The 23,566-nt window shown below is 45.1% G+C and carries 17 protein-coding genes; 1 reads left to right on the forward strand and 16 read right to left on the reverse strand.

Annotated elements, in window-relative coordinates:
• Positions 1–91 precede the first annotated feature (91 nt).
• Positions 92–550, reverse strand: a complete 459-nt coding sequence (locus HMPREF1535_RS03360) for a glucosaminidase domain-containing protein (RefSeq protein ID WP_046145300.1) — start codon at positions 548–550, stop codon at positions 92–94.
• Positions 551–650: 100 nt separating this feature from the next.
• Here HMPREF1535_RS03360 and HMPREF1535_RS03365 point away from each other — a divergent pair, with 100 nt between their 5' ends.
• The gene (locus HMPREF1535_RS03365) at positions 651–902 is read left to right on the forward strand and encodes a DUF4248 domain-containing protein (RefSeq protein ID WP_010802073.1); all 252 of its coding nucleotides are present in this window, start codon (positions 651–653) and stop codon (positions 900–902) included.
• 24 nt (positions 903–926) lie between these two features.
• On the opposite strand, the gene HMPREF1535_RS03370 is transcribed toward HMPREF1535_RS03365, so the two are convergent.
• From HMPREF1535_RS03370 to HMPREF1535_RS03440, 15 genes are all read right to left on the reverse strand, one after another.
• Positions 927–1,379: an HU family DNA-binding protein gene (locus HMPREF1535_RS03370; RefSeq protein WP_046145301.1), complete on the reverse strand. Its 453-nt coding sequence runs from the start codon at positions 1,377–1,379 to the stop codon at positions 927–929.
• A gap of 259 nt (positions 1,380–1,638) precedes the next feature.
• Complete coding sequence (locus HMPREF1535_RS03375) at positions 1,639–1,932, reverse strand: nucleotidyltransferase family protein (RefSeq protein ID WP_007654703.1); 294 nt, start codon at positions 1,930–1,932, stop codon at positions 1,639–1,641.
• A gap of 90 nt (positions 1,933–2,022) precedes the next feature.
• A complete protein-coding gene (locus tag HMPREF1535_RS03380; protein WP_046145302.1) occupies positions 2,023–3,528 on the reverse strand; it encodes a CHC2 zinc finger domain-containing protein in 1,506 nt (501 codons plus the stop codon).
• Positions 3,529–3,532: 4 nt separating this feature from the next.
• On the reverse strand, positions 3,533–4,960 hold the full coding sequence (locus tag HMPREF1535_RS03385; protein WP_046145303.1) for a replicative DNA helicase: 1,428 nt from the start codon (positions 4,958–4,960) through the stop codon (positions 3,533–3,535).
• A complete protein-coding gene (locus HMPREF1535_RS03390; RefSeq protein WP_046145304.1) occupies positions 4,957–5,433 on the reverse strand; it encodes a helix-turn-helix domain-containing protein in 477 nt (158 codons plus the stop codon). Before HMPREF1535_RS03390 ends, HMPREF1535_RS03385 begins: the two co-directional genes overlap by 4 nt.
• A gap of 371 nt (positions 5,434–5,804) precedes the next feature.
• Entirely contained in the window at positions 5,805–6,260 is a 456-nt protein-coding gene (locus HMPREF1535_RS03395) for a hypothetical protein (protein WP_046145305.1), read from the reverse strand.
• A 293-nt stretch (positions 6,261–6,553) separates the two neighbouring features.
• A complete protein-coding gene (locus HMPREF1535_RS26175) occupies positions 6,554–7,270 on the reverse strand; it encodes an ATP-binding protein (protein WP_244275564.1) in 717 nt (238 codons plus the stop codon).
• Between the two features lie 15 nt (positions 7,271–7,285).
• Positions 7,286–7,747: an AlbA family DNA-binding domain-containing protein gene (locus tag HMPREF1535_RS26180; RefSeq protein WP_244275565.1), complete on the reverse strand. Its 462-nt coding sequence runs from the start codon at positions 7,745–7,747 to the stop codon at positions 7,286–7,288.
• Positions 7,748–7,863: 116 nt separating this feature from the next.
• On the reverse strand, positions 7,864–10,899 hold the full coding sequence (locus HMPREF1535_RS26185; protein ID WP_082207491.1) for a glycoside hydrolase family 97 N-terminal domain-containing protein: 3,036 nt from the start codon (positions 10,897–10,899) through the stop codon (positions 7,864–7,866).
• A 113-nt stretch (positions 10,900–11,012) separates the two neighbouring features.
• Positions 11,013–14,006 carry a malectin domain-containing carbohydrate-binding protein gene (locus HMPREF1535_RS03415; protein WP_046145306.1) on the reverse strand — a complete coding sequence of 998 codons (2,994 nt, stop codon included), beginning with the start codon at positions 14,004–14,006 and terminating at the stop codon, positions 11,013–11,015.
• A gap of 174 nt (positions 14,007–14,180) precedes the next feature.
• A complete protein-coding gene (locus HMPREF1535_RS03420) occupies positions 14,181–15,896 on the reverse strand; it encodes a RagB/SusD family nutrient uptake outer membrane protein (RefSeq protein WP_082207492.1) in 1,716 nt (571 codons plus the stop codon).
• Between the two features lie 12 nt (positions 15,897–15,908).
• Positions 15,909–19,295: a SusC/RagA family TonB-linked outer membrane protein gene (locus HMPREF1535_RS03425; RefSeq protein ID WP_052716640.1), complete on the reverse strand. Its 3,387-nt coding sequence runs from the start codon at positions 19,293–19,295 to the stop codon at positions 15,909–15,911.
• Positions 19,296–19,501: 206 nt separating this feature from the next.
• Positions 19,502–20,458 (reverse strand): FecR family protein, encoded by a 957-nt coding sequence (locus HMPREF1535_RS03430; protein ID WP_046145308.1) that lies wholly within the window; start codon positions 20,456–20,458, stop codon positions 19,502–19,504.
• 10 nt (positions 20,459–20,468) lie between these two features.
• On the reverse strand, positions 20,469–21,080 hold the full coding sequence (locus HMPREF1535_RS03435) for an RNA polymerase sigma factor (RefSeq protein ID WP_007654740.1): 612 nt from the start codon (positions 21,078–21,080) through the stop codon (positions 20,469–20,471).
• Positions 21,081–21,299: 219 nt separating this feature from the next.
• Positions 21,300–23,564: a glycosyl hydrolase family 95 catalytic domain-containing protein gene (locus tag HMPREF1535_RS03440; RefSeq protein WP_046145309.1), complete on the reverse strand. Its 2,265-nt coding sequence runs from the start codon at positions 23,562–23,564 to the stop codon at positions 21,300–21,302.
• Positions 23,565–23,566 lie beyond the last annotated feature (2 nt).

The following is a 23,566-nucleotide window of genomic DNA, read 5'->3' on the forward strand; positions in this document are numbered from 1 at the left end:
ACGGGGAAACAGGGCCTGCACCAAGGATAAAAGGAAATTACAAACGATACGAAGTGTTTTCATACGATAAAAATTTACTGGTAGTAGATAATCAACACACCGGTACTTTGATCAGCTTGCCGATCGCAACCGACAGACGGTCGAGCAAATGACAGTAAGCGGTCCGGTTATCGCCGTTTACTTCGCTGATATATTTGCTGTACGCAATTTCATGCGCAAAAGCAGAAGGATAATAACTGACTGCGGCAGCGGCCGGATAAGCCGTAACGATCAGCCGGGCATAATCCAGAAAGCTACTCTGCGTATCGGAATACTTGCGGAAAGGCAATCCGCGCGGGACCAATTCCACCCGGCAACCGTGCCAGAACTCGTTGGACGGGCCATATCCGGTAATACCGAACAGGTTACGATGTAATTTCGCCAGGTTACTTTCATTCCATCCCGACTCGATGGCAGCCTGTGCCAGCATAACGACCGGATTCAGATGGAACCGTTTCTCCGCAGCTTCGGCTTCCGGAAGGAAACGTTTTACAAACTCATATTTTGTCATAAAAAACTCAATTTAGCCGGATAAAACATCACACAAAGCTTGACATTCAAAGAATAATTCACTATATTTGAAACAGTAAATCATTCAAGAAAAGTATATTATGAATACAGAAGAACAGACTACCGAATCCGATTACGGGAAAGAACGGTCATGGGGTTACCAGGAACTGGCTATCCTCTATTTCCCGCATGTCAAACCCGAAAGTGCCTCCAGGCAACTCGCCCGCTGGATAGGGGTCAGCCAGGAACTATTGTCCCAGCTGGCTGCCAATGGCTGGAAACCCGGGCGTAAGCTACTGACGCCTAAACAGGCAGCCTGTATCTTCCGCCACCTGGGACCACCGGGATGCTGACAGACCGCATCCCGGCTACGGTGCCTATTCTATTTCCGGGCGATCTCCGCCACCGCTGCCACTCCCCGAATCCGGTTCGTTCTTATCGAGCACCATACGCTCCACCTTCAACTTCTTGGCCAGCTCCAACAGGGTCTTGCCCGGACGGAAGACGACACGCGGCCGCCTCACCAAATCTGTGGTAAACTCCTTTTTCGTAGGCGACCCCTTACTTCCCAACACTGCCTGGAAATAACCCAGGTCACCCAGCTGGATCGTCTGCCCGTCCTGTAACTTCTGCTTTACCACAAACAGAAGCCCGTCGAGCACCAGCTTCACATCTCCGGCGGTAGCCGCCGAACGGTCGGCAATGATTTCACACAAACCAGCCAGGTCACACATTCCACTCGAACTGCTCGCTGCATAAAACAACTTTGCATCGGCTGCCGCCCCTTTGGTCATATCCTTCCGCAATACCAATCGATACTTTACTGACATAATTTTACGATTTAAAAAGTTACTGAATCTGTTTTACTCTCTCTTGTAATATTACATCGTAAAGATACGCCCCGGCGGAAAGGCGCAGTCCGCCATTGTCGGTGGCTGTCGGCGGTTGTACTTGTTTGTCGGTATTTGTTAGGTATTCTCTTGAAACATACCGGAAACGAAACGTCCCGCCGGCTCCTTTAATCAGGAACGGGCGGGACGTTTCAACGCACTTTCGATATTTAACAGGCTATCGAGTGCAATGTCTTTGTCAAACATAAACTCCTTCATTTAAGATTCTCTGTTTAAGCCGACTATTCATATGCTCACGTATCCTTATCAAATCAACAGAGCAACCCAGTAGCTCCTCTAATTCACTCTGAATACGTTCTAAAGTAAGAAGTGAAGGCGGTTCGCTTTCATAGCAGATATCAACATCACTTTGATTGGTTTGTTCACCTCGAGCAACAGAGCCAAATATGCCGATACGCCTAAGTCCGTATTTTGCGGCAGACTGTGCCTTAAACACACGAAGTAGTTCTAATATTTCGGCTGTTGATTTCATATGATTACTGTTTTAATTCACCTTTATTTCTCACAAAGATAAAAATAGTTTTCCATTAAGCATATTACTAATCAACAAAATGACACGAATTTAGAAAGATTGCAACCACCTCCTCTCCACCACCGGCGTTCGCTGGAGGTCTTCCCCCAGGCGGACCAGCAGGGATATATGGCGGGAAAGGTCTGCCAGCAAGGCGGGACGGAAGCCGTCGGCAGGCGTTGCCGCCCGAAGCTGTCCGTTCAGGCAGGCGGTTTCGCTCAGGATACGTTCTTCGTAATATTCCAGGCGGAAATGTCCGGCCAGTTCATGGCAGACCGTACCTTCCTCTTCACTCAACAGGGATGCCGGTACTCCGGCTGGAAGCGGTAGCTCCGGAAGAAGAACGGAAAGGATTTCCGCCAACAGGGATTCGGGGACAGGCAGGTCGGAAACAGCCACACCCTGCGCCGTGAAATGCAATAAATTCCGATACGGCTCCGAGGTAAACGGCAGATCGTCCTCCTCCAGCATCCGTTCCACATGCGAGGCGACTTCGGGATATTTCAGGCAGAAAGCCAGCAGACGTTTCTCCCCTTTCCCCACCTCTTCCGTAAGCAATCGCATGTACCGGTTAAAACCATCACGCCCCAGCCGGCGGAACAACTCGTCGGCATCCTTCGCCGTAGGCAACAGCAGGCTGTCCAGGGATAAGCCGCCGGGAGACTGCGCCAACAAACGCTCCGTCGCCGACCGCCCGGCCGGATCATTATCCAGCAAAAGGACCGCCCGTCCACAAAAACCACGCAACACCTTCGCCTGTCCTTCCGTAAAAGCCGTACCACCCAAGGCCACCGTATTCGTCAACCCTGCCGCATGCATCGCCAACGTATCCTTATACCCTTCGGTCAGGTAGGCAAACCCTTCCCGGCGGATCGCCTCCGCTGCCCGGTGGATACCGTACAACATCCGGCTCTTGTCAAACCAAAGGCTGTTCGGACTATTCACGTATTTAGGTTCCTCCTCCGAAGCCGCCATCGGACGCCGACCGCCGAAACCGGTCAACCCGCCAGCCGCATTATAGATGGGAAAAACGATACGGCTACGCAGGTAACGATAGTCATCGGGGACAAACGCCGTTGCCTGCGCCACACCGAAGTCGAGCCAAGTAGCCGACAATTCCGTATGGCCCGAAGCACTGGGGACCAGGGAGGATAAAAAACGGACATTCGCCTCCATCCCCTGTTTCCGGGCAAGCGTCTGTTCAGGGGTCGCTTCCGGGGTCGCTTTCGGGGTCGGCTCAGGCACAACCTGCTTCGTCCGCTCCTGTACGTTACGGGTTGCCGGGACCGCTTCGCCACGGCTATCCCCACCCAGGCGTTTCACCGCCTCGGCAAAGGAGCAACGCTCCAATCCCATCACCAACCCGACCACATCGCCTCCCGCCCCGCAGGCATGGCATTTGAAATACTGTCCGCCCACATGGATGCCGAGCGAAGGATGATGGTCGTCGTGGAAAGGACAAAGCATCTTGTAATTGGCTCCGGAACGCAGTAAGGTGCCGTAGCGTGCCGCCACCCGTTCTATCGGATTGGCGGCTTTCAGTTGTTGCATATTCATGATCTTATTTTTTATACGGATAAATCTGTGTCAGGCTGTCGTTGTAACGGAAACGCACTTCGCCGGTGCCGCCGTTACGGTTCTTGATGACGAAAAAGCGGCCCACATGATAAAATGATTCGCGGGTAACAGGGTCACTCAGTTCGCCATACTGTTCCGGACGGTAAACCATTGCGATACTGTCGGCGATCTGTTCGATCTCACCCGAGTTGCGCAGGTCGCTCATCATCGGGATATGGTCGGTGCGCGTTTCACAGTTACGGTTCAGCTGTGCCAGGACCAGGCAGGCGACGTTCTGTTCCATCGACAACGTCTTCAATCCGCCCGCCACCTCGCCCAGGGCCAGGTCCATCGTGTCCTTCACCTCTCCCCGGTCGGCACTGACGTTGACCAGGTTCAGATAATCCACAATCATCAGATCCAGCTTGTGCTTGCGGTTCAGCACCATGCATCGCGCCCGTATCTCCGCCAACCCGCAACCGCTGCAATAATTGAGGAAAAGAGGCAGCTTGCGCAGTTCGGCTGCCGCCTTATCCAGCCGCTGCTGGTCACCGGCATCCATCAGTTTAAAACGCAGCTTGTCCGGTTCCACGCCGCTCAACGTACACAACAGACGGCTGATCAGCTGGCGTTCGGTCATCTCCAGGCTGAAGAAACAAACCTTCTTTCCCTGTTGGGCCGCCGCCAACGCCATGTGAAGGGCCAGCGCCGTCTTTCCCATTGACGGACGCCCGGCGAGCACGAGCAGTTCGCCGCGGTAAAGTCCGCCCAGATAATGATCGAACTCATCGATACCGGTAGTGATTTGCAATTGCTCGCCTGCACGGCGCCGCTCCTGCTCGTCATAAATCTCCGCCAACACCCGGTCGCCCACTTCGGCCGCCGTGCGGGTAGTGCTATGTACGGCAAATTCCTCTTCCAGCTTCTCCAGGTCCTTACGCGAAGCATTGAGCCATGCCATCACGTCGACACCCGGTTCACGCGCTTCGACCATACGCGCAGTCATCCCGGCAATGGCCTGTCGCAACACCCAGCAACGGATCACCCAGGCGGCATACGTCTTGATGAAACGGGCATTGCGCACCTTCAACATGCCATCGGCAATAAAAGCCAGCCCGTTCAGTTGCGTGGCATGCTCCGGGTCGATCCGTCGCATCTCCCGTTCCACACTCAGCATATCGATATCCGCCTCATGCTGGTAAAGCGCCAGCATCGCCCGGTAAACCAGGCAATAAGCAGGATTGGTAAACATCTCCGGACGCAGACGGTTGCCCACTTCGCAAATGGCAGTGCTCTGCGTCAGGATGGCCAATACGACGGCCTGTTCCATCTCTTCGGACGAAGGCATCCCATTGTCTGTACTCATGTAATTGCCGGCTGCGACACTGACAGTCTTTGGCTGTCCGGCGTTTTTCGGTTGTTCGTTTTTCATGATTCTTTATCTTTAAATCTGTTATAATTCGGTCGGCCGGCAGGCGGAGTACGAGGCTTCGCAGGCTTGGCGGGAGGCGGCTCTTTTCCGTCGGAAGCGGGAACATCTTTCGGAACTCCTGCCGGAGGAAATTGCACGAAGGTAAAATGGCCGTCGTAGCGTATACGGATGTTCCCCTCTTCTGCCAGCTGCTTGATCAAGCGGCTGATCGTTGTCCGCGCCACCCCGGTCTTCTGCTCCAGCTGCCGGTAGGTGGTCACCCACTCCCCTTTACGGCAAGGCATCCGCTGCCCGTTGACTACGATCTCGCCATCCGCGAAATAAACATGTTTCAGCAAACAGAGGTAAATACGTGCCTTGTTACGCCGCTCCGGTTCATCGGAGTAAAAGTCGTCCAGCCAATAATTGGGGACGCACAAAAAACCTTTCTTTCTTTTTCCAGAGTTAACACTCTGATAATCTTCATCTTTCATCTCTTGCGATTTAAGTTAAACAATCATGTTACAGTCTGGGACAGTCACCTGGACAGGGACGGGACAGCATCACAGTTGCATAAATCTCTCATTTTCAAACACTCAACCCTACACAGACGAAACCTTTGGGACAGTCGTGGGACAGTCGGCGGGACACTCTTATTAATATATAAAGAATATCTTATATAAAGACTCTTATAAAGGTTTCCTCTTTCATCGTTTAAAAGATCACAGAGGCAAAGGTAGTAAACGGGAAAAGGCAAAAGAGTATAATTATATTGCAGCTAAGACCGTAAAAAAGAAGGTATCCGAAAGAAAAACGGCCGTTTTTAACTTACTGTTTACTGTTGATTATTTTATGTACAGACCGGTTATTTGTCCTTGTATGATTTGATTTTTCCATACAGCATACTTTCCCTGAGGGTATTGGCGCGCAACTTTCTCTGGAAGGTCGACAAGGAGAATTTCGTTTTGAAAATGGCATTAAGATTTCGGCCTAAATGATCTGAAGAACAATCTATTACCCCTAAATCCAGGGTAGCGTGCATCAGGTCGATTAAAAATTCCGGTTGTCTTACCGGGATCAGTTGATGATCGAAAACCAGGTGTGAACAGCCGCAGTCTCCGGCGATCTGTTGTCCATAGGTTTCAAAGAAAAGGTTCGTGAAACGTTGCTTCAACTCGTTCTTTTCCTCATGCGTTTCCAGCAGGAAACGCGCGCATTCCTGCAAAAAAGTCATATTATTATCCATCATTTCTACATGTATTTTAAACTGCTTGAACGAGCGATAGTACCCGCCACAAAGATGTGTAATTTGCTTTTCCATTCGACTAATTTATTATAGCCTTTTTCTTCCGGAGCCCTTACCGAATAAAGGTACAAGGCAATTACACAACTTGTCCGGATTTTTGTTGACAATTTGTTGACAAATGCGACAAGGCGGATTTGAGAGGCGACAATATGGTCTAATCGGTTGTAGCACAGTAGTGCTGATACAAATAGGACTATAGTGCCGGATAAGGCAGCACTATAGTCCTATTTGTATCAGATTGTCTCAAAATTATGTGCAAAGAATGATTAGTCAAGCATATAATATAACTATCAAGTTTATTTTGTGTATTATCCCATTGTTATTAGTATTTGCCACAGGCCATCATTATCTTTACCCTCACGCATTAAGACTCCCTTATTTTTTAATGCAGAAAGATCGCGTTCTACTGTGCGTTGGCTCACCGACAAAGTCTCCGACATTTTCTTGGCGGTGATTGTTGGTAACTCTTTTATAAGATTAAGCATTTTCATCTGTCGCTCTGTGAGTTTAGTCTCCGACACGTCTCCGTCATGCTCTCCGACATTCAATATGTCGGAGGAGGCAAAGATGGTGGTCTGAAATTGAGTTGAAGTAGATTTGAATACAGGTTTTAGTTCATCCCTATACCCATCCAAAGCCTGGGTCTCATTACAAATACGTGTAAGTCCACTGCCCCGCTTCTCCATATAGTCCAATTGTGCCATCACATTTGCGAGTATCGGATTGCGTCTTTCGGAAGAAACATCTGCAATCTCCAAGTCTTGAATCAATGCACCATTATACATACCTCCGGGTGATGTTACAGTAAGGCGGTCATCATAAATATCAAGATGAACCTCACTCCCCATAACAGTATAGTCTTGGTGGATAAAATGGTTAACCATCGCTTCAAGAACTGCGCGTTCCGCATACTCTGGTTTATTTTTTCGCCCATTAGGCAATTTCTCCCAACCTCTCTTTGTGTTTGATTTTACAAAGTTCATCCCTTCACGAAGCAACATCAACACATGTGAACTCAGCATCATTAATAGCGTCTCCCTTTACCCTGCCGTCCCACCGTGTACAATACAGACGTGATTGCCACAATGGAGAATCATCGGCAAACAATGCACCTGCATTAGTGAGACGTTCTGTGTTCGTGACGAGTCCAAATGACAAAAGATATTTTTTATTCCACTCTTGGCTTGTACGCGTTTTAAAAGTGTTTGCCAATATTGTGAAAGAATGGTCTTCAACTTTATAATCCGTGTACAAGGAATCATCTCTACATCAGGCAATGGATCCATGTAATCGCGAATCTTGCTACTGATGGTTTCACAAACATGCTGCATATCATCAAGACCTCTGACAACACCATCGTTGTCTATACCAAAGAAAAGGGAACCGCCCAAACCATTGGCAAAAGCACTTATACTCTTTACCCAACTCTTAGGCTTCCTTTCTTCAAGCATCAATTTAAAATCGTATGCGGTGCATTCTGCTATCAGAGTCTCTAATTTCATTTTTATGATGGCTACTATATTATCGACCAATAAAATTTATTGTCTATTCAAGAGAACAAAATTACAACTAATTAGCGAAAAGACAGCATAAACAATCTTGCTATTTTAATGGATTATTATTGCCTCACTATCGGAATCTGTATATTAAACGAACTACCATCTTTCTTCTGATTCAACGGGGTGATGGAACAGGCGGAATAAAGGACTATAGGGTCATCGTTTTCATCTAAAAACAATTGGGGACGTTCGAGACGGTCCACATCGACATGTTCGCCATTCTTCAGGATAATCTCCTTGTTCATAAATAAAGAGTGCTCGGGCAATTCCCAATGAAGGCCGTCTTTTGAATACATGATAGCCAGACCGGGCTTACCTTGGGTAAATCCTCCGGTAAAATCTTTGAAGACAGCATAGAAGCATCGGTCTTTGCGGTGATACCAGACATACGGGTCTTCGGCATTCAATTTCTGATCCGTACCTGTTTCAAATTCAAAGACATTATCGTCCAATACCCGGAAAGGGCCGGCGGGTTCGTCGGAGATGGCCACACCATGCACACCACGCCAACCGGGGTCATAGACATTCCCTTTAAAATAAAGGAAATATTTCCGGTTTGCCGGACAATAGACGACAGCCGGATTCACCATGATAAGGTTATCCGGTTTCACCGCTGTTCCTTCCGGCGACGGTTCCAACACATTATTCGGTTTTACCCGCGAACGGGGAATAAGCAACGGTTGTTCGTTACAGGTATATTTACCCTCTAGCAAGTCTTTTATGGAGTTAAAACACAGCACTCCCAATTTCTGGTTTTGCTGGATACGGTCCCTTTTACTCAGCGTTCCTTTTATACGGGCATTCTCTCCGGGGTCTACCGAACCGCAGTAATACAGGTAATATTTCCCGTTAAAGCGCTTGATATGTGTATTCGAAACGGTCTGGGCATCCCACGAACTCCGGTCCGGAGTATAGCCGTCCTTATTATAGACAAAACCAATATTTTTGTATCCCCCATAAGGAGAATCGGAAACAGCGACCCCTATCTTCGACCCTAACAGCCAGGCATCGACAAAAGGCGGATGTCCGGTTCCCGACTCCATGGCAGAATAAAACAGATAGTATCTTCCATCCTCTTCCGCCCGGATAGCCGAACCGCACCAAACAAAATGATCTTCCAGCGAAAATGCCGAAAAACCGACAGGAAACTCCGAATCTCCACGCTGCACAACCTCCATGTCGACAGGTCCGGCCTGGTAAGAGCGTTGGGGCCAATCTTGCGTAAGGTACAATACGCAACCGCTGTTACCTTCCACATCCAACGTCAGGTTTTCCTGTCCCTGCAATTTGATTTCCTTCACGCTGACAACTTCTTTCTTTTTACCCGGTGCCTGATAATATAAAGTCGCTTTATACCGGGACTGGTCTTTCAACATATCAAGCGGCAATACGACCTGCCGTTTATCGCCGGCATTCAGGATGCTGACATACCAGTCGGATGCCGAACGGCGGGCAACTACCGCATACGAATCCATATCGCCTTCATAAAAGCGGGTATCATCCCATACAACAGGAATCGAACAATAAAAGTCGGTTATAGCATCCGTCTTAATCACCGATTCAGTTGAACCGGCACCTCCGTCACGTGACGGAGCCTTGTAAGGACGGTCATACCAGAAGATAAACTGCCACGGGCTGTAAATGGCAATACGTTTAGCCAATTGAGCCGCACGTCCGCCCATCTTTTCCGTCACACGTTCGGCAAAGAAACAGTTCGTGTAATCGCCTGCCCCGCAAATCATACGGTTGTATAACGTATAAATCGCCTGATTCAAGTTCGGACTTTCCTCATCTCCACGGATACCTTCCTGCGTAATCAGGTTCGGGTAGGTACGGGAATAACCGGTCGGACGGTATTCGTCATGAACATCGACCATGAGTTCATATTTGGCCGCTTTACGGATTGCCTGATGCAGCCAGGCTGTCGAATATTGGTCGCCGACATCGACAAAGCCATATTTCAAGCCCTTTACTCCCCATTGTTTATATAAAGGAAGTATTTGATCCAATTGTTTCGATAAAGCTTTCATGTTGACATACAAAATAATGCCAATCCCTTTTTGGTTAGCATACTCTATCACTTTATGAAGATCCAGCGGACCTTTTGAGCGTTTGGGATCGACGGTTATAGTCGATGCATCCGATTCCGGATTATACTCATCCCCATACCAACCGGCATCAAACTCTACATATTCAATCCCGTTTTCTACAGCAAAATCCACACAAGCCAATCCTCCGGCTGTAGTCAATGTCACTTCACGAATCACCTGCCCCGGTTTGATCCAACTCGTATTCTCTATTTGGTTAGGTTCATTCAAATTCAAGACAAAATAATTGTTCTGTACCAACATCCCGGGATGATCGGCCACCATCACATAACGCCAAGGAGATCGGTAACCCGCCAAATCAAGATTTACCTTACCTGACAAAACCGATTGTACACCGATTCCTTCTTCACTCTTACCCAGTTTCATGCGTGAATAGTCCACCAAAGCCGCTTCGCCGATTGCCACAAACTGTTTATCAGAAATCTGCACGACCTGCGGGCGATCGGCCGTACCTTTCAAGGCTCCCAACTTGGTTTTAGAATAAGCTCCTTGTGCCCCGCCTGTCACCCAAGTATCACAATCTCGCGCAAACAGGAATTGTGTTTTCTCATCCACCAACGTGCAGTTCCAGAAATCCACTTTGTCGAAAGCATAACGGAAAGCAAGTCCCTCGTCATACAAACGGACAAGCAATGTCATTTCTTTTTGGTTTTCATCGGAACGAAGCAACAGTTCCAATTCATTATACCGGTTTGTTACCAGCGAACGTTCGCCGTAAACCGGTTGCCAGGTCTGGTCGACCGAAGTTCTCGTCTGACCGGCTACCTGCCAGTTTCCGGCTAATATGGTTTTATCCAACTCCAGTTGCAAAGTTTTCGCCTCGACAACTTTCCCTCCCTTGTCAAACAGATCGATATCCACGAACTTGTCACTCACCCGGATCTCTGCTTTTAATATTTCCGCCGGACTTACCAATGGCAATATCGTTTGCGCACAAAGCCACAAAGGTTGCAACAGGAGGCAGAAGAACAGATTTACTCTTTTCATGATACGAATATTCATTTTCAATGCGACATATCTTATCGGGTACAAAGATAAAAGCAGCTACCGCTATGAAAAATAGCAAATAGCTGCTTATTTGGTGGATTATTATTGCTTACTTACAGCCTAACCCAAGTTGAATTCTTCTCAGGTGCAGATGCAGGGTAAGATAAGACTTTTCCTTCTATCTCCATCGAAACATAATACTCGAGCGTTTTTCCTGTATTATCCGGGATCTGTACACTAAAGATATTTCCTTTCTCACAGACCATTTTTATAGCTTTGAACTTTCCTTTCCCCAATTCACGATACATCAAGACCGGAACTTTATCTGAATTAGTCATTCCTAAAACAACTACCTCCATCTTATAGTCTTCTTCCTTATCAAGAACCGTACGTTCATTGAGAACAATCAGGCGGGGAGACTGCGAATAGGTTTTAGACAAACCTATTTCAGCCGGTAATATCTTCCCGTAGGCTGTTTCCAATTCTTTATCGTATTTAGTCAGGAATCCGTAAGTCTTCCGGGTTTGTGATTCTAAATTGATAAGAGTTCCTAACTCTCCGGATGTATATACAGTTTGCATCAAATAACCGATCATCTGTTCCCATTTACGTGACAGGTCTATTCGCAAAGGAAGTATTTTATCTTCTACAAAAGAGCGTTTCTCATTCTCTGACAACAAGGCAGACAACTCTTGCATCTGTTTATCCAACAATCCGCGCATACACCCTAATTCACCCATCGTTCGCAAACAAGAGAACGTATTCAACCAATAATCAAAACGGGCTTTATTCCCTTTCCCTTTGATCAGCCCTCGTAAGGCATATAAAGAATCGACAAATGCATATTTAACCGCTTCTTCCTCCCAAGGCGTTTCATTGGGTTGAATAACACCCGGACCAGTAATCCAAGCTGCCGGACGAGGCATACGGAATCCCAAATGTCCCTCATTTCCGACTGTTCCATCCAACGATTCAAAAATGGCAGCCACCCGATTACCCACTTCCGGTCCGAATTCATGACACGCATAATCCTGATACAGGGAAGTGGCAGACATATCACGAGGCTTTTGCTGTTTATTTCCTACTTGTTCACTCAAATCAGCTTCAAAATCTTTATATAAACCGCCGCCTACATCTATACACCGCCTGTAAGGCGTACCTTTGATTTGGTTCACATCTGCCGTTTTCCCTTCAATTATAAATCCGGATAAAAACGTAGGACCAACCACCGGTTCAAACTGAATATTCAACGTATAATTATCCACCTTGACCATACCGGAAGTAATCGTATAAGCACTATCACGTCCGGCTGCTTTAAAAACATCTATATTCCGCAATATTTCCGAATCCTGTATCTTCAGATGAAAAACACGCTTTTCCGGTTCGTTAAACATAGTTTCACTGAACAAGAAAGTCACTTTATAGTTTCCGTTGGGTACCTTCACTTTAAAGCCTTCCAAATCGTAACGCTGGGTATTATATAGATACTGGTCTTCCGTCCCTTTGATATGCCTGTAATAGTTTGTCCCGACACCGCCTATCCGAATATCATTCGTCGGCACAGGGACATACTGATACGGCTTTCCAAAATCTGGATTCCAATCCTCCTGTTCCCAACAAGCATCAGCCATTGCTATAATATTGGGAGCGATAGAACGAGTTCGCCAAAAATTACCTACTATACCGCTACAACCTGCCGCATAACTTTCTGCTATATCACTACGCAAACGTCCTGCCCAAAATTGCGGAGTAGTCAAGGCGGGATCGTCTTCCAGCCAAAGAACAGGCATTTTCATACGGCTATTTGAAAGTTCTTTATATCCGAGATCAATACGCTCCTGCCCTACCAAACGGCTCAATGAAGACATAAAGTCACCGGCTGGTAAATATTGGTCAAACAACTTCGTATCATTAGGTGGTCCTAATACCCAACCACTTAATCCGAAACCGAAAGGATCCCCCATTTCTGACAATACGGAACGAGCGATCTGAACATCTTCCACCGTACTCTGTATAGATTCCTTAGAAGGAGTCCCCCAAGTCCATCCTTCCGGAGTCCACAACCAGAAATAATCCAATGGATGTCTTTTCTGTATACGTGAAAAAATACCTTTATATAATAATTCTTTCGCCTCACGACTTCCAGGAGCTATGTTCTTTTCTTTCAAACGTTCTGCCACTTCTTTAGGAATAGACAAAGGTGATTCCAATCCTGCACAAAAGCGAATACCCAATTGTTTACCGAAAGAGAATGCATCATCCCATAAAGCTCCGGTACGATTAAACACTTCGTTCATCTGATCTTGCCCTTTCGGCCATGGCAAAAGTCCTTCTACAAGCGGACTGGCGTATATAGAATCTTTAAATAGAGCAGAAGCTCCGCAGCAATAATCACGTGTATCCATAGCCGAATATCCCCAAGCTCCCGGACGGCTGGTATTAGCTAAGGTTGTAGGATACGAATAAGTTACATTTCCTTCTTTATCCATATCCTCCGGCAAGCCAACCCAAACATTCGGCTCTACATGCGGATAAGTATGTAACGAAAAGAAATTCATTTTCATTTTTACCATCTGTGTCATGCAAGACTTATACATATCTTCGTTCCACAGATCCGGTCCTTCCGGAAAGTCATGGAAAGGCAATAAGCCTCTTAATGCAAATAACGGCTTATAATCCCCTTTACCACATTGCAACAAAGAACCCTGATAGGGAGTGTCCGGAATGATATCTCCATGTAATGTAAACCGTACGCCCAACAATTCGGCATATTGGTAAGCAGCATACAAAAGGGCGACATCCGACCCACCTTTCAAATAAAGGGACGAATTTTCAACAGAAAGGCTAAACGCCTCAGGTTCCAACTTCATACTATCACATATCAACATGATGGCAGATACCGCCTTTCCTTTCCCAAATTTCTTTATCGGCAACAATTTACCCGTCCGCTGATAAACATACTTTTGGACTTCGGTAGCAGCCAACTGCATTCCCGGTGTAGGGTTTTCCCGCAAATAAATAATTTCAGGATCTTTCTCCTTGGGTTTAAAGGAGAACAGAAATATTGACAATATCAATAGACCTATAATGTTCCAATGCTTTTTCATAAAATCTTATTCTTATAATTATCAAAGCTACAAAAATACAAACTCCCATTTCTTTATAATATAGCAAATAAATACCTTTTCAGTGGATTATTACTCCCTGCCAAACTGAGACAAAGTAAGTCCCTAGACTGAGGGGGCTTGGTCTAGGGACTGAGGGCATCTAAGCCTAAGAACTTAATTCCAACCTGGGTTTTGCTCTAATTTACCATTCAATACCAGTTCTGTGGTAGGCAATGGTAACAAATAATCTCTTTCCGGATTAAACTGGAATCCGTTAGGCAAAGATACCTGATAAGGATCTACATACCCATTTTCATCCAAATAAACACCTTCTCCAACAACGATCTCCGGAAAATCAGAAGCATTATAATAATATCCCTTCAAACGTTTGTTTACAATCAGTTCGTGTGCTCTCCAACGCATCAAGTCGTCCAAACGATAGCCTTCGCAAGCAAACTCCACACGTCTTTCACGACGGACTTCGTTAATAATTGGAGAAAGGGCAGGGAACTGCCAATTCGGGTCGTTCGCAATATTATTCAACTGGAGACCAGCCACACCCACACGCTGGCGAATGACATTGATTGTTTTATCCACATCCTCTTGCGTGATTTCACCTAACTCAGCCTTAGCTTCTGCATAATTCAGCAAAGCCTCTGCATAACGGAACACGATAACGCCAGTCTCTGCATTTTCCGTATCCACACAATAAGGATCAGAACCTTTCTTCAACTGATAACCAGTCGTACAATGCTGTTCGCCTGTCAAATTCAAAAAAGGAAGTTCGAAATACAAAGGTTCTTCACCAACTCCATAGCGTAAGTCACCCGGACACCAAATAGTTTGTGCCAGACGGGGATCACGATCTTTTATTTCGTCAGTCAAGTTCTTATCTGAATGTTCCGGATGTGCAGCAACAGGCTTTCCGTCCAAACAAAGATAATCATTTACCAAGCTCTTGCTCAAACCAGTACGGGATCCTCTATAGATCAGATAATTCTGCGCTCTATGAGTCAATCCCAGTAAAAGCGAATAGGTACGTGCAAGTATGACTTCCGGATTATCTTGGAACTCCGTTTTATTGAACAAATTGTAGTAAGAGGTATTCGGATCGCCGGTCGTAAACAAAGAATAGGTTCCCATATCCATCACTTGCTTAGCCGCATCAGCAGCCACACGGTAATAAACGTTATAGTCCGATCCTTCCACACCAAACTTGGTACCTTGATGATATTTTTCCCAAGAAGCCTCATACAACGCCACACGCGATTTAAACAGCAAAGCAGCCTCTTTAGATAAACGTCCGGCATCAACCTTGCCTTTTTCCGGAATATACTCGATAGCCTTGTCTAAATCAACCAACATAGAATCAACGATAACGTTACGAGCAACACGCGGGTTGAACAACTCTTTAGAGTCAGTATCATATGCCTCATTGACCCAAGGCAAATCGCCAAACTTTTTCAATAAAGAGAAATAATAGTAAGAACGGAAGAAGTACGCTTCGCCGATAAATTGCTTGTTTTGATCGAACGCAGTCTCCATGTGTCCCAGATTACCCAACATATAGTTAATAGAACGGATCTCTCCCCAATTCCATCCGGCATCACTAGCATTTCCAGGTACCGTCGTATAGCCGGCCAACTGAGTATTGTAATCTTCAGTAACCATATTGTCACTATTACCGTCAGTAGCCAAATAACCGATACCGAAACCGCCAAATGCTGGAAAAACTGTATAAAACTGATTCACATAAAGTTCCAAATCCTTAGCTGTCTTGAAATAGGCTTCGCTACTAATTTTATCCAAAGGCTCTCTGTCGAGAAATGAATCACAACTTACCAATGCAGAAGCTAAAACAGAGGCACATATCAATAATTTCTTTTTCATATCCCTAATCAATTAAAAAGTAAGATTTACACCAAACGAACATACTAATGAGAGCGGATAAGACTTCGCATCCCCCCATGCTCCGGAAGTACCTTCTGGATCTACGCCATCCATCAATTTCGTGAAGGTCAAGAGGTTCTCGCCAGAGAAGTAGAAACGAAGTTTGTCAATACCTACTCCTTGCAACAATTCGCTTGGCAACGTATAACCCAGTTGTAAGTTTTTCAAACGCAAATAAGCACCGTTTTGGATAAAACGAGACTGTACCTGCTGGTTCTTGCTCACTTCGCCGGTTGAATAAGGACGAGCAAAAAATGCGTCTTTATTATCTTCGCGCCAATAATCCATATTATGCTCATGAACGTTATCAAAATACTTATTACCCTGAAAACCGAAATAAGTAGTAGAACCGATAAACACATCGCGCTTACCAACACCTTGAAAGAATACACTGAAATCGAAATCTTTATATTGACCGGCAAACATCAAACCATACAAGAAACGCGGTGTATTGTTACCCAAGACTTTTTTGTCGCCGGGGTTATTTATCGTATTGTCACCCCAGTCAATCTTACCATCCTTATTCAAATCTATGTATTTCATATCTCCGGGATTCCATTTAGCGTGGATAGCCGATTGATCCGGTGACTTCTTGACATCCTCTTCACTAGTAAAGAATCCATCGGTTACATATCCCCAGATATCACCCAGTTTTTGTCCTTTAAAATAGGTTTTATCCGAGATAATCCCGGTCGGATTGTTATACTTAGTTACCTCTGTTTGGGCATCAGCCAACGTACCGGTGATAGAGTAGCTGAAATCCTTGTTCACACGGTGTTTCCAATTCAAGGTAAGTTCAAATCCATTTGTTCGCAATGAAGCATTGTTTTTCTTAGGAGCCTCCTTACCCAGCACAGCCGGAAGTGCTTCACTCGGACCAAACATATTGACTGTCTCACGTGAATACCATTCAACAGTTGCGCTCAAACGGTTATCCAAGAAAGACATATCTGCACCAATATTCAAGGTGCGAGACTCTTCCCAAGTCAAGTCCCAGCTAACCAAATCCGGTGTTTGCGTATAGATAGGACGAGCCCCATTGATGATATATTCTAAATTCGTCTTGATAGGAATAGTTTCATAGAACAAATAGTTAGGTACTTCCTGATTACCCAGCGTACCATATGAAGCCCTAAGTTTGAATGTGTTTACAATCGGTGCGATAGGTTCCCAATATTTCTCACGATGCATATTGTAGGCAGCAGAGAAAGAGGGGAAGAAACCAAACCGTTTGCCTTCACGGAAACGGGATGAGCCATCATAACGACCATTGAAGGAAAACATATAACGATCGTCGAACGAGTAGTTCAAGCGGACGAAGGAACCAACAGTAGACCATTCAGAGATCTCGTCACTCAAATTAGTCAATCCGGTAGCCGTACCAATAGACGGGACATTATCAGTAATCAGGTCGCGTTTAGAACCTTTCAAACCTTTTCGCTTGAAGTATTCAAGCTGTCCACCGACCAAAGCATCCAAAGAATGCTTGCCGAACGCCTTTTGATAGTTAGCATACAAGTTACCGGTAGTGTACGTATCCGTCCGTTGCTCCTCTTCTATTTGGTTGAAGTTATTCGCATGGTGATAATGAGACTCAGTCGGTTTTACATCCTGTACATACACTTTGGCAAAATGGGTATCACGGTTATATCCCACATAATTATAGGTAAAGTCTCCATTCACTTTCAATCCATCAAGCACATTTATTTCGAAACTGGGCGTGATGTAAGCTGTAGTAGTCTCTTGTTTTTCCGAACCACCTTCCTGCAAAATCTGAACTACACTGTTAGACTCCATAAAACCGCCATTCGGATTTCTAACCGGTAATGTCGGATAAGCTCTTGCTATCATGTGATAATTTACGGTACGGTCGTATCCGCTATAACCCACAGGCAGGTCACGGTCGCTTCGTGCAAACTTGGAGTTCAACTTAAAAGTCAACCAAGGAGTAAGCTTAGTACTATTATTTACCGTCACATTATATCTACGATAGTTTTCATCGAAGAAATTCAACTGCCCCTCCTGTTTCATATAACCCAAACCGGCATAGTAAGACGATTTACCGGTTCTACCTGTAATAGATACGTCATGGCTGTTTTGAAATGCCCAATTTTTGAAATAAACATCCGTCCAATCCGTATTGGCATACGTATCACCATTCTGTCCCCATTGCGTAGGGTTGGAACGATCCGGTATAACACCATCCATCCTATTACCACTGGCGATATTCTTCTTTACCAGTTCGACCATTTCGTCTGTGTACAGGTGCGTCACCCCGGCATTGTCGCAAGCATCGTTCATAGCCGTGACGAAATCCAACGAATTAACGGTCTTTTGCAACATGGTAGGTGTCTTCCAGCCAAAGTTTGCATTATAAGAGATAGTGAACTTCTCGTCCTTCGAGCCAGATTTGGTAGTAACCAGGATAACACCATAGGCAGCTCTTGCTCCATAAATTGCAGCCGAAGAAGCATCCTTCAAGATAGAGATATTTTCAATATCGTTCGGATTGACCAAATCCAGTTCCATAGGTACACCATCCACCAATACATAAGGTTTACCCGACCCTTCTGTCAAAGAACCTACACCACGGATATTCATATCCATGGGACTACCGACTTCACCTCCAAATTTAGATGATGACGTAATATTCAAACCTGGAGTGACACCTTGCAAGGCCTGTGTCACATTGGTTATCGGCCGACTTTGGATGTCTTCCGGAGTTACTGTTGCCACGGCACCAGTCAGGTTTATCTTCTTTTGAGTACCATAACCAACCACTACAACTTCATCCAACGCTTGTGTATCTTCAGACAATTTTATGTTATACACAGACTGATTACTGACCGTGATTTCCTGAGTTTCATATCCTATATAGGATATGAGCAATGTCGCCCCAGACATTGCATCCAAGCTGAAATTTCCGTCAATGTCAGTAATCGTACCAACCGTTGACCCTTTAATAGATACATTTGCACCAATTACCGGTTCACCATTGTCATCAACAATCGTTCCTGTAATTTTCTTATTTTCTTTCTGCCCACTTTTACTTTCTTTTATCCCCAAATAAATCTGATTATCTTCTTTCTTTTCGTAAACCAAACCTGTACCGCTCAACAACTTGCTCATTGTTGCTTCTATTGATTGGTTATTCACCTCGAAAGTTACCTTCTTATCCAAATCTGGAAGTTGATTACTATAAAAGAATCGGTAATCTGTAGCTTTCTCAATAGTACGTAACGCCTGCTTGATCGTTTGTTGCTTTACGTTGACAGTTACCTGTGCAAATACTGAAGTTGTGAGAAAGGCAGACAAACATATAGCCCCTACTTTTCTCATAATCTTTCTTTTTTGAATAAAGGAAGAAATAGTTTCTGATTTTTTATTCATACTTTTGTGTAGTATTAAATGGTTAATTACCAGAGAGTGATTACTTGCGAATTTTCAACTCTCTTGATTGACTAATGAAGGGGAAGGTGTTGCAAGCACTTTCCCTTTTTGCGTACATGTGTTTTTTCTAGGTCATATCGATAATATTTAAAGGGTTAATCACTATAGAGTTCTATCACGTCCTCTTTTTTCTTATAAGAGACAGAAGAGGTAAATTGCAAAGCATATAACGTTGATTGCAAGCTGGCATTTTTCAGTGTACCGGTGAAAGTAATGCTATTCAGCTTATCGCTTTTAATCTCAAACTTCACATTATAATTACGCTCCAGCAGTTTGATAATATTCAGGATCGGCTCATCGTTGAATACCATTTCATTATTCATCCAGGCGATAAACAACCGGTCATCCTCCTCTTGTTTCTTTGTCATCCGGGTATCTGCCAACGAATAGACAGCCACTTCCCCCGGACTTAAATGAAGGGACTGTTCCGGCGATGAAACTATAACCGAACCTTCTGCCAGATAAGTCGTGATATTTTCATCATCAGGATAAGCATGGACATTAAATGAAGTCCCCAAAGCACGTACCTGGATATCGCCGGCTTTTACGATGAAAGGAGATTGGGCATCTTTTGCTACATCAAAATAGGCTTCGCCGGTCAGTTCGACCTGACGCTGTTTCCCGTTAAAATGACTGCCATAACGCAGTTTGGAATCGGCATTCAGATGGACTATTGTGCCGTCCGGCAAGGAAATATCCGACTTTTGTCCGTGACCTACTTCTACGGTCATATCGTTATATTTGGTTAACAATCGGTTTTCGTTCCAATAGAATAACGATATGGCGACGGCACCGAAAACAGCCGCGCAAGTAGCCATACGCATAAAAAACTTTCTGATATTTATCTTTGTTGGGTTAGCCGTTGCAGTGATAGCCTTAAAAATCCGCTCGTCTGTCGAATCAGGCATATGACCGAAGGAATGATCCCATATTTTATCAAAATCATCCGTCCACCTGTCCGGGTCATTCAACAGTCCGGCTAACTGACGTTTTTCACTTTCAGTAGCTTTATTATCGTAGAATTTATCTAATAATTCAATTTGTCTGCTCATAGTTATTCCTTTAAAATAAGAATGAAAAAATAGGATAAAGTAATAAAGCTATGCCATTCAGCAAGTCACCCCTGTTCGCTCTCAACATCTGGGAAAGGAACTTTGTCGACTGTTTCAGATGACTCTCCACCGTGTTTTCCGAAATACCCAACAGGCTGGCTATCTCCTTTTGCGAAAGATGCTCGATGTGTTTCAAGCGATAGACTTTTTGCCTGGCGGGTGGCAACATGGAGATGATACGCTCCACTTCCTCCAGCAACAGGTTCAACTCGACTTCATCCTCCACACAATTCTCGGCTTCCCTGACATTCTCAATCTGTGAGATCATCAACTGTTCCTGAATACGTTTTGCCGTTTCTTTCAGAAACAGGTTACGAGATACCTTTTTCAGATAACCCTGAAATGAAAATTCAACCACAATCTTCTTCCGGTTCTCCCAGATAATGATAAATGTCTCCTGCACAACTTCCTCTGCCATCGAATAATCGCCGTGCGAAAGCCGGATGACAAACTGAAAGAGAGTATGTTTATATCTATTGTAAAGCTCTGTAAAAGCTTTAAAGTTATCAGACATAATCTCTTTCATTAACTGTTGGTCTGATAACTGCTCAATTTTGTGCATTCGTGGTATTTTTTCTATAAATGATACATTGCATTATTACCGAATCTATATTAAGGATACTATACCGTTATAGTTTCCGTGATTCGAGTACAGTTATTTAACATTGTTTTGCATAAGCGAGGTAACGGACTGGAAAATGGTGGCGTTACCATACAAATATAAAAGCAGCTATTACTATAAAAAATAGCTGCTTATTAAGTGGTTTATTATTGCAAACCTTTATTTCCCCATAGCAAACCGATACGTCTGACCTGCCTCTGTCTTCATTTTTATAAAATCACCGTCCACGGTTCTCTTACCGGCAACCGGGTCTGTAATCTCGACTTTCTTACCTTTCCACGGATTCTGCAAAGTTAAATCGCGACCTTTCTCGCTGACAAGAGTCAAAGATGTGACTGCTCCGCCTTTCAGTTCGCTGGAAACCAAGAAGGCACCATCCACCCGGATCTGATGGAACGACGCATCCTTATCGCGAGGCCATACAGGAAAGACACGGATAATATCCTGGTGTCCCATACAGAACATTTCGTTGATCGTATTAGGTACCGTGCTCCAGTTTTCGATGCCATGCGGGTTACCTGCTTGGAATCCATTCGGGTAAGTGTGTTTTGAATAAGTGTTCAAATGAGCCAGGATGCTATCCGGCTTATAACCGATCCGCACGGCTGCCGGGAAAAAACTGTTACTTCCATTAGAATCCAGCCAACGTTGCATTTCATCGACTGTGTTATAAGCGACCTCCAGTAACCTGGGATCACTGTTCAGACCGATCTGGCCTGCCGGATAAATATGCTGGATTCCCAGTGTGTTTCCGTCCCACCAGTCGCAACCTTTTTCCGTATACCGGAAGACTGTCTTACCGTTTCGCTCCTGCAGCGGATAATCGGGAAGATGTTCTTTGATAAACTGCCACTGCGTTCTCTTTTCTTCATCGACTCCCAAAAGAGCGCTCATGTCAGAAACGGTCTGCATCACCATCCGCACCAGTCCCAATGAAAGAATAGGATTCATCGTCCCGACCGTACCTTCATGGATCGCATCATTATAAATGACATAGCGGTCACCTTCACGTGTCAGGTAATTCTCCCAAAAGGTGGCAACCCCTTTTACAAAAGGATACACTTTCCGAGTATAGGCTTCATCCCAGGTATGATAAAACTGCATAGACATATTAACGACAGCATAGGCGGAGTTGCTTTTTTGTCCCCAGAACATACCTTCGTCTTCTATATTTCCGCTTTTAATCCAGTCATAATAATAGGTATCCATGAACGGAGTCCTGCGGGTCGTCTCAACACCTAATGGTCCCGCACCTACAGGTAGCAAAATGCCTCCCGGAATACCGGTGACTTTCTCCGAGTAATAGTTACCTCTCTCTATCTGTGCTAGCATAGAGGAAATATAGGGATCAGCCTGCTCAATCCTGTTTGCCGAGTAAAGCGCATAATAAGGGGCCATATGGTTATAGTTCAGATGATAATCCCCATTCCAGTAAGGACGTTCCTTCGTGATCCAAGTACCAAAAATAGAGGGTGGAAAATCAATATCCCGGCTACAGGAGCCCATACCATAAAGAGATAGATAATATTGTTTTTCAATTACACTGTCCGGTATGCTGACATACGATTTTTCCCAATAATTCCGCCACCATTCTTTATGGCTTTTCTCTATCTCAGCCTGTCGTGCCAGAGTAAAATCTTCTACTTTTTTTATGACGGTAGCCACACAATCGTCACTCTTGAAATTGCTGGAGAAGGCACACACCAAACGGACCTTTTTTCCCGGTTCCAGGGTGAATTTGCCATCCGTTGATCCGATCACCCGTAACGCCATAGCACCTTTAGTCGGTATATCGACAGAGTCTACGAAGGCACGGGACAGATACTCGATACCATTCGGTCTCGTCTCATGCTCCCTGACATCGGGGAATATCCGCTCACGAGGCGGATTATCAATCTGTTCTTCTTTTCCCAAGAAAGATATGCCGGCAGTACCTTCCACAGAACCATTCCCTTCCATATTCAAATCCACAATCAACATATCTTCCGTGGCAGGAACAAAGGCTTTATAGGAAACGGAAATATCCCCTTTGGTAAAGCGGGCGGTCGATACGGCATCATATAGCTGTTGTTCCACCAGATAGGAGGCATCTTTCAATTGAGGGATATCCAGTTCTATCTTACCCAGGACAAGAGGAAATGATTCGTCCAAAGCAGACTTCAGTCTCCAGAAATCATTCCTGGCGACATAAAAGACCTGCGACTCCGGTGTTCCCGACAAGGCAACCCCGGTAAAACCATTCCCCAACAAAGGTGCATCGACCGAATGGGGCGCGGGTATACGTTTAGGAGGTTCCGTAAAGCGGATAGTGTGTTTTCCTATGATAGTTTCTGCCTGACTTTCCGGCTGATTAGCTTGATCCGTACAAGCAGAAAATAAAAGTGTACTCAATACGGACAGGGATAGTATTAAAATCTTCTTCATTT

This window comes from Parabacteroides goldsteinii DSM 19448 = WAL 12034, assembly GCF_000969835.1.
Lineage (GTDB): Bacteria > Bacteroidota > Bacteroidia > Bacteroidales > Tannerellaceae > Parabacteroides > Parabacteroides goldsteinii.